General features: G+C 72.8%; 7 protein-coding genes. 2 read left to right on the forward strand and 5 right to left on the reverse strand.

The genetic code is table 11. The features are described 5' to 3' along the window. The coding region (locus tag ACTS11_RS10305) for a hypothetical protein (RefSeq protein WP_442640226.1) at nucleotides 1-673 on the forward strand (673 nt) is incomplete at its 5' end. A gap of 12 nt (nucleotides 674-685) precedes the next feature. Here ACTS11_RS10305 and ACTS11_RS10310 read toward each other — a convergent pair. The 5 genes from ACTS11_RS10310 to ACTS11_RS10330 all read right to left on the reverse strand — a co-directional run bounded on the left by ACTS11_RS10310 (nucleotide 686) and on the right by ACTS11_RS10330 (nucleotide 6,314). Then, a complete protein-coding gene (locus ACTS11_RS10310) occupies nucleotides 686-1,639 on the reverse strand; it encodes an ABC transporter permease (protein ID WP_442640227.1) in 954 nt (317 codons plus the stop codon). Further along, nucleotides 1,636-3,150 carry a sugar ABC transporter ATP-binding protein gene (locus ACTS11_RS10315; RefSeq protein WP_442640228.1) on the reverse strand — a complete coding sequence of 505 codons (1,515 nt, stop codon included), beginning with the start codon at nucleotides 3,148-3,150 and terminating at the stop codon, nucleotides 1,636-1,638. The genes ACTS11_RS10310 and ACTS11_RS10315 overlap by 4 nt, the downstream gene beginning before the upstream one ends. A gap of 63 nt (nucleotides 3,151-3,213) precedes the next feature. Further along, a complete protein-coding gene (locus tag ACTS11_RS10320; RefSeq protein WP_442640229.1) occupies nucleotides 3,214-4,128 on the reverse strand; it encodes a substrate-binding domain-containing protein in 915 nt (304 codons plus the stop codon). Nucleotides 4,129-4,191: 63 nt separating this feature from the next. After that, nucleotides 4,192-5,658 carry a xylulokinase gene (locus ACTS11_RS10325; RefSeq protein ID WP_442640230.1) on the reverse strand — a complete coding sequence of 489 codons (1,467 nt, stop codon included), beginning with the start codon at nucleotides 5,656-5,658 and terminating at the stop codon, nucleotides 4,192-4,194. A 203-nt stretch (nucleotides 5,659-5,861) separates the two neighbouring features. Next, entirely contained in the window at nucleotides 5,862-6,314 is a 453-nt protein-coding gene (locus ACTS11_RS10330; RefSeq protein ID WP_442640231.1) for a COG4315 family predicted lipoprotein, read from the reverse strand. A gap of 10 nt (nucleotides 6,315-6,324) precedes the next feature. Here ACTS11_RS10330 and ACTS11_RS10335 point away from each other — a divergent pair. Continuing rightward, on the forward strand, nucleotides 6,325-6,595 hold a 271-nt coding region (locus ACTS11_RS10335), incomplete at its 3' end, for a hypothetical protein (protein ID WP_442640232.1).

Consider the following 6,595-nt stretch of genomic DNA (forward strand, 5'->3'; position numbering starts at 1 on the left):
GCTCGCGCATTTCGCCGATCCCGCCATCACCGGCGTGATCGGCGCCTACGACGCCGACCCGCGCTCGGCCTCGGTCGTCGGACGCTACCGCAATCTCCTCCATGCCTACAGCCACCGTCAGGCGGCGGGCGAGGTTCCCACCTTCTGGACGGGGCTCGGCGCCATGCGGCGGCAGGCCTTCGAGGCGGCGGGCGGTTTTCTCAGCGCGTGGGAGAACATCGAGGACGTCGAACTCGGGCTGCGGGTCACGGGCAACGGGGGCCGGATACGGCTCGACCCGTCGATCGAGGGCAAGCACCTCAAGGACTGGTCGCTCTCCTCGATGGTCATGACCGATCTGAAGGGCCGCGCGATCCCCTGGACGCGGCTCCTGCTCGCGGGCCGCATGCCGATGGGCGTGCTCTCGACCTCGCTCGAGAAGCGGGTCTCGGCGGCCATGGTGGCGCTGGGCGCGGCCTGCGTTCTTGCGGCGCTCGTCTGGGCGCCCGCGCTGCTCCTCGCCGCGCTCTGCCTCGGCGTCTTCGTGACGATGAACGCGGGCCTCTTCGCGTTTCTCCGGGCGCATGGCGGCCTCGCGCTGGCGCTTGCCTCCGTGCCGCTGCACCTGCTGCACCACGCGGCGGCTCTCATCGGCTACGCGATCGCGCGGGCCGCTCCGCGTCCACCGAGTTAGTCCCCGGCCCGCTCACCGACGGCGGAATGCGCCGATCCGTCCCGAGGCGACGGCGAGCAGGATGATCACGCCCACCAGAACCTCTCGGATGTAGCTATCGACGTTCATCTGCGTCAGCCCGTTGTCGAGAAGCCCGAGGAGCAGGACGCCGAGGAGCGTGCCGAGAACCCGCGGTTCCCCCTCCTCGCTCATCGTCATGCCGAGGAAGACGCAGGCGATGGCGTCGAGCATGAGCCCGTCGCCCTGCGTCGGGTTCGCCGAGGCCACGCGCGACGCATACATCAGGCCCGCGATGGCGGCGCCGATCCCGGTGAAGCAGAAGGCGAGGAGCCTGAGCTTGACCACCCGGGTTCCGGCCAGCCGCGCCGCCTCGATGTTGCCGCCGATGGCGTAGAGACGGCGGCCGTAGGGCGTCTGCTCCAGCACCGCCCAGATGACGGCGAGAACGCCGAGCGCCACCAGCGTCAGCGCCGGGATGCGGAGGTCGCCCATCTCGAGCCCCGAGCGCGCGAAGCCGGAGAAGGAGGCGGGGATGTCCCGCCCGAAGATCGTCCTCCCGTCCGAGACGAGGAAGGCGAGACCGCCGAAGACGGTCATGGTCCCGAGCGTCGCGACGAAGGGCAGGATGCCGAGGAAGCTGACGAGAACGCCGTTGAGGAGACCCCCCAGCAGTCCGACGCCGAGCGCCGCCGCGATGGCGAGGCCGACGGGCCAGCCCGCGACGAAGAGGACGGCCGCGACCACGCCCGCCAGCGACGCCATGGCGCCCACGGACAGGTCGAAATCGCCCATCGCCATCACCACCGTCATGCAGAAGGCGACCACGGCGAGCATCGAGATCTGCTGCGTGACGTTGAGGAGGTTCCGCGCCGTCAGGAACGTGTCGGGCAGGTTCACGGCGAAGAAGACCACCATGGCCGCGAAGCCGAGCAGCGTGCCGTAGCGCCGGAGGTTCGCGCCGATCATGCCACCGCCTCCACGGGCCTGTCGCCGTAGATCATCGCGAGCAGCGCCCCGGCGGTGAGGCCCTCGGTCGGCACCATCCCCGCGGCCCGTCCGTCGCGCAGGACGAGGATGCGGTCCGAGAGGCCGATCAGTTCCGGCAGGTCGGACGAGGCGAGGAGGACGGCGGTTCCGCCCGCGCCGAGGTTGCGGATCATGGCGTAGATGTCCTCGCGCGCGCCCACGTCGACGCCCCGCGTGGGCTCGTCGAGAAGCGCGAGCCTCGGGCGTCCGGCCACGGCGCGGGCGAAGACGACTTTCTGCTGGTTGCCGCCCGAGAGGGTCCCGGCGCTCTGGCCGACATGCTCGCACCTCAGGCGCACCTCCCGGCCGCGCGCCTCGGCCTCGGCCTGCTCGGCGCGGGGCCGAGACCAGACCCCGGCACGCGAGAGGCGCCGCAGATGCGGGAGGACGACGTTCTGGGTGATCCCGCGCCCGAGCATCAGCCCCTCCTTCCGCCGCTCGCGGGGGACATAGGCGATGCCGCGCGCCCAGGCCTCGGCGGCCGAGCGCGGGCCGGAGCCGCCCGCGAAACGGATGTCCCCGGTCCGGGGGATGTCGCCCAGGACCGCGCGGAGCACGGTGGACTGCCCCCCGCCCTCGAGCCCCGCGAGGCCGAGCACCTCGCCCTCCCGCAGGACGAAGGACAGGCCCGCGACCGGCCCGGCCGCGAGATCCTCGACCTCGAGCAGCACCTCCTCGCGCGGCGCCGAGGCGCGAGCCGGGTAGGCGTCCTTCACGTCGCGCCCGGTCATCGCCTCGATGATCCCCTCGCGCGAGGTCTCGGCCATCGGGCAGGAAAGCACCACCGCACCGTCGCGCAGCACCGTCACCCGGTCGGCGATCTCGACGACCTCGGCCATGCGGTGCGAGACGTAGAGGATCGCCGCGCCTTGCGCCTTCAGCTCGGCGATCACGGCGAAGAGGCGGTCGGCCTCGGCATGGGTCAGGGCCGCCGTCGGCTCGTCGAGGACGAAAACGGCGGGTTCGGTGTCGTCCGAGGCGAGGAGCCCCGCGAGCACCGTCAGCATCCGGTCGCCGGTCGACAGGCCGCCCGCGCGCGCGGTCACGTCGATATGGTCCGCCCCGAACCGCGCGAGCGCCGCCTCGGCCCGCGCCCTCATCGCGCGCCAGTCGACGGCGAAGCCGAAGCGGCGCGGCGTCCGTCGGGAGAGGAGGATGTTCTCCGCCACCGAGAGCGACGGCACGATGTTGAGCTCCTGGTGCACGAAGCGGAGGCCGAGGGCGGCGGCGTCCTCCGGTCCCGTCAGCGTCCGCGCCTTCCCGTCGAGGGCGAGATGCAGGGCGTCGGCCGGAACGATCCCTGCGAGCACCTTGATGAGCGTCGACTTGCCCGCGCCGTTCTCGCCCATCAGCGCATGGACCTCGCCCGAGCGCAGGGCGATGTCCACGCCGCGCAGGACGCGGGCGGGGCCATAGCTCTTGTCGAGACCGGTGATCGTCAGCTCGCGCATCCGCGCCCCATGGAAAAGGGGCAGCCCCGCGAGGCCGCCCCGATTGCCGGTATCCGCCCGACGTCAGTCGTTGACGTTCGACGAGGTGACGAGCCGCGTCGGCACGTAGGTGACGGGGGCGGTGATCGTCTCGCCCGCGACGAGCCGCGCGACCGCGTCGGCCGCCGCGGCGCCGATCCCCTCGAAGTCCTGCGCCATCGAGGCCTCGAAGTTGCCGCCCGCCGCGATGGCGTCGCGCGCCTGCGGGTTGGCGTCCATCCCGACGATCACGATGCCCTCGTCCGCGCGGCCCGCATCCTCGATGGCCTGGAGCGCGCCGAGCGCCGGCTGGTCCCAGGCGGCCCAGACCGCGTCGATCGAGCCGGGCTCGGGGTTGGCGGCCAGCAGCGCCTCCATCTGCGCGCGGCTGTCGGCGATGCCTCCGTCCTGCACGTCGGGCGTGACGCGCGCCAGCACCTCGATGTCGGGCGTGTTGGCGAAGATCGCGTCCGCGATCACGCCGCGGATCTGCACCGGCGGGAAGGGATCGAAGACGAACATCACGACGTTGCCCTCGCCGTTCAGCCGGTTGACCACGTAGGCCGCGGTCTCGGCGGCCATGGCGTAGCCGTTCGAGGTGACGTTGGTGGCGAGGTAGGGCGACATGCCCGCATCCATGCCGACGACGGGGATGCCGGCGTCCTGCGCCATGGCGAGGCCCGCCTCGACCTGCGCGGGATCGACGTTGATGACGATGGCGTCCACGTTCTGCGTGACCGCGTCCTCGATCCGGCTGATGACGGCGGCGATGTCGCCCGCCGTGTCGATCACGTTGACCTCCCAGCCGCGCCCCTCGGCGGCCGCCTCGAAGCCGTCGATGTAGAACTGCGTGCCGGGCTGCGCGAGATAGGGCGTGATCACCGCCACCCGCTCCTGCGCGGCCGCAGCACCCGCCAGCAGCATCGCGCCGAGGCCGAGCATCATTCCCCTGAATTCCATGTCCCTTCCCTCCGTTGGACGTTTGGCCGGACCATGCCCCGCCGCGCCGCACGGGGCAAGGGTCTAGCCCATGGCCGCGAGCGCGTGGTTCGTCGCGCGTGCCGCCTCGTAGGCAGGGCGGTAGAAGGCGAAGAGCGCCTCGGCCCGCGCGGCCCCCTCGGGGTCGGGCTCGTAGCTGCGGTCGAAACGCACGGCCTCGGCGAGCGCCGCGTCGAGATCGGGTTGCAGCCCCGCCGCCACGGTGGCGAGGGCGGCGGCGCCGAGCGCGCCGGGGTCGCGCACCGCCAGCCGGTCGAGCCGCCGGCCCAGCGTGTTCGCCCGGATCTGGTTCCAGGTGTCCGACGCGAAGCCGCCGCCGCCGCAATGGAGGAGGCCGGCGTGTGTCCCGGAGGAGGCGTCGAGCGCCTCGAAGGCCAGCCGCACCGACATTGCCACCCCTTCGAGCACTGCGCGGGCGATCTCGGCGCGCCCGTGGCCCGCGTCGAGGCCCAGGAAGGTGCCGCGCGCGTTCGCGTCCCAGAGCGGCGCGCGCTCGCCCTGGAGATGCGGCAGGAAGAGGAGGCCCGGCCCGCCCGGCGGCAGGGCCGCGACCTCGGCCATGATCGTGTCGGGGTCGGTGCCGAAGAGCCCGCAGAGCCAGGCGAGCGACGCACCCCCCGACTGCGTCGGCGCGGCGTGGAGCGTGCGGCCCATGTGCGGCGGGAAGACCAGCGCGCCCTCGGCCGGATGAACGGAGGAGGAGAGGACGCCGGGGATCTCGCTTGTGCCCGAGAGATACATCGCGTCGCCCTCGTTGCGCACGCCGACGCCGAACATCGAGGCCCAGGCGTCCATGAGGCCGGTCGCCACGGGCACGGCGCGGTCCGCGCCGGGAAGGACGGTCCGCCCCGCCACCGACGCCGGGTCGCGCAGTTCGGGCAGGCGTCCGGCGGCGCCCTCGATCCGCGCGAAGAGGTTCGCGACGAAGCGCCCGTCCCGCCCCACCGCGCCGATCTGGCTGACGGGGTCGGAGACGTAGCTGCCCGTGAGCCGCCCGATCGCCCAGTCCTTGGGCAGAAGGACCTGCGCGGTCGCCGCCCAGACCTCCGGCCGCGCCTCCGCCATCCACGCCATCCGCGCGGCCATGTGGCTCGCGTCGACGCCCATGGGCGCGCCCCACCAGTCCTGCCGTTCCGCCCCGGAGATCGTGGCGTCGAGCCTCGCGGCGGATGCGCCCGCGCGCGCGTCCGCCCAGGTGATCGCGGGGTGGAGAACGGTGCCGTCCGTGGCGGCGAAGACATGCGTGTTGACCTGGCTCGTCACGCCCACCGCCTCGATCGCGGGGGCGAGACCCGCCGCCGCCACGCCCGCGAGCGCCGCGTCGATCGCGGCCATCCAGTCGGCCGGGTCCTGTTCGACGTGAGCGCCCGCGCGCCGCGTCGGGTAGGCGTGCACGAAGCGGTGCCGCTCGGCCCCCCGCAGGTCATAGACCACCACCTTCACGGCGGTCGTCCCGATGTCGATTCCGAGCACCAGCGGCAGATCGGTCATGTCCGGCCCTTCCCCTTGGGCGTCCCCCCTGGACCCTGGAAACTAGCCGGGCTTTCCGGCGGCTGCCAGCGGGAGATGGCGGGGGAGGGGGCGCCCCCCGCCGCGACCTGACCTCATCGCGGACGCTCTCCGGGCTCCGGCCGTCCCGCAGGAACACGGGTCGCATCCCGGAGAGCTCTCCGCGCTCGGGGATGATGCGCCCGTCAGGCGCCGCTTCCCTCGATCGGCTCGCCCTGCGGATCGACCAGATACCACTCGCCGCCGAAGGACCCGATGTCCTGGCCCTGCGGCGGCTGGTCGGCCAGATCCCGCTGGAAGGCGTAGAGCGGCCAGCCGTTGTAGGTCACGACCGTCCGCCCCTCGTGCTCCATGGTTCCCGCGAGCGACTGGTCGAGCCCTTCCCCCACCGTCACGTCGCCCTCCACGGTGATGAGGGGCCAGGCCGTGAGGCATTCCTGCGAGGTGCAGGAGATCACGGGGTCCGCGCCATCGCCCTGCGTGTCGGTGGTGAACATGTAGAGCGGCCGCCCGTCCGGGCCGGTGAGATACTCGCCGTAGGTGCCCATGTCGGCCACGCCGAGGGTCGTGTCCTGTGCGAGGGCGGGCAAGCCGAGGGCGGCGAGCGTGGCGGCGACGGGAAGGGTTCTTTGGATCATCGGAGCCTCCATGTCCGGGCTGCGTGAGCGGTTGTCCGTGTCGGACACGGACGCTCGGAAAACCCGTGGGCGCGGCGACGGTTCCGGTGGCGGGACGCCGCGCGGGGCGGGCTTCCGGTCGGCGGCAATTCGCCTCTTTCCGCCGCGCTGCAAAGAGGATTTGTTCGCCCGCGCAGCATGGGGCAATGCTGGCGCCGGTGGGGGCGATGTCCGCGCGGGTCTCCGGGGCGCGGCATTGCCGATGGAGCTCGTCGCGTGCCTGCATCCCCCGCCGTTCCCCT

Origin of the sequence: Roseicyclus sp. (assembly GCF_052168335.1) — a bacterium.
In the GTDB taxonomy this organism is placed as follows: Bacteria; Pseudomonadota; Alphaproteobacteria; order Rhodobacterales; family Rhodobacteraceae; genus Roseibacterium.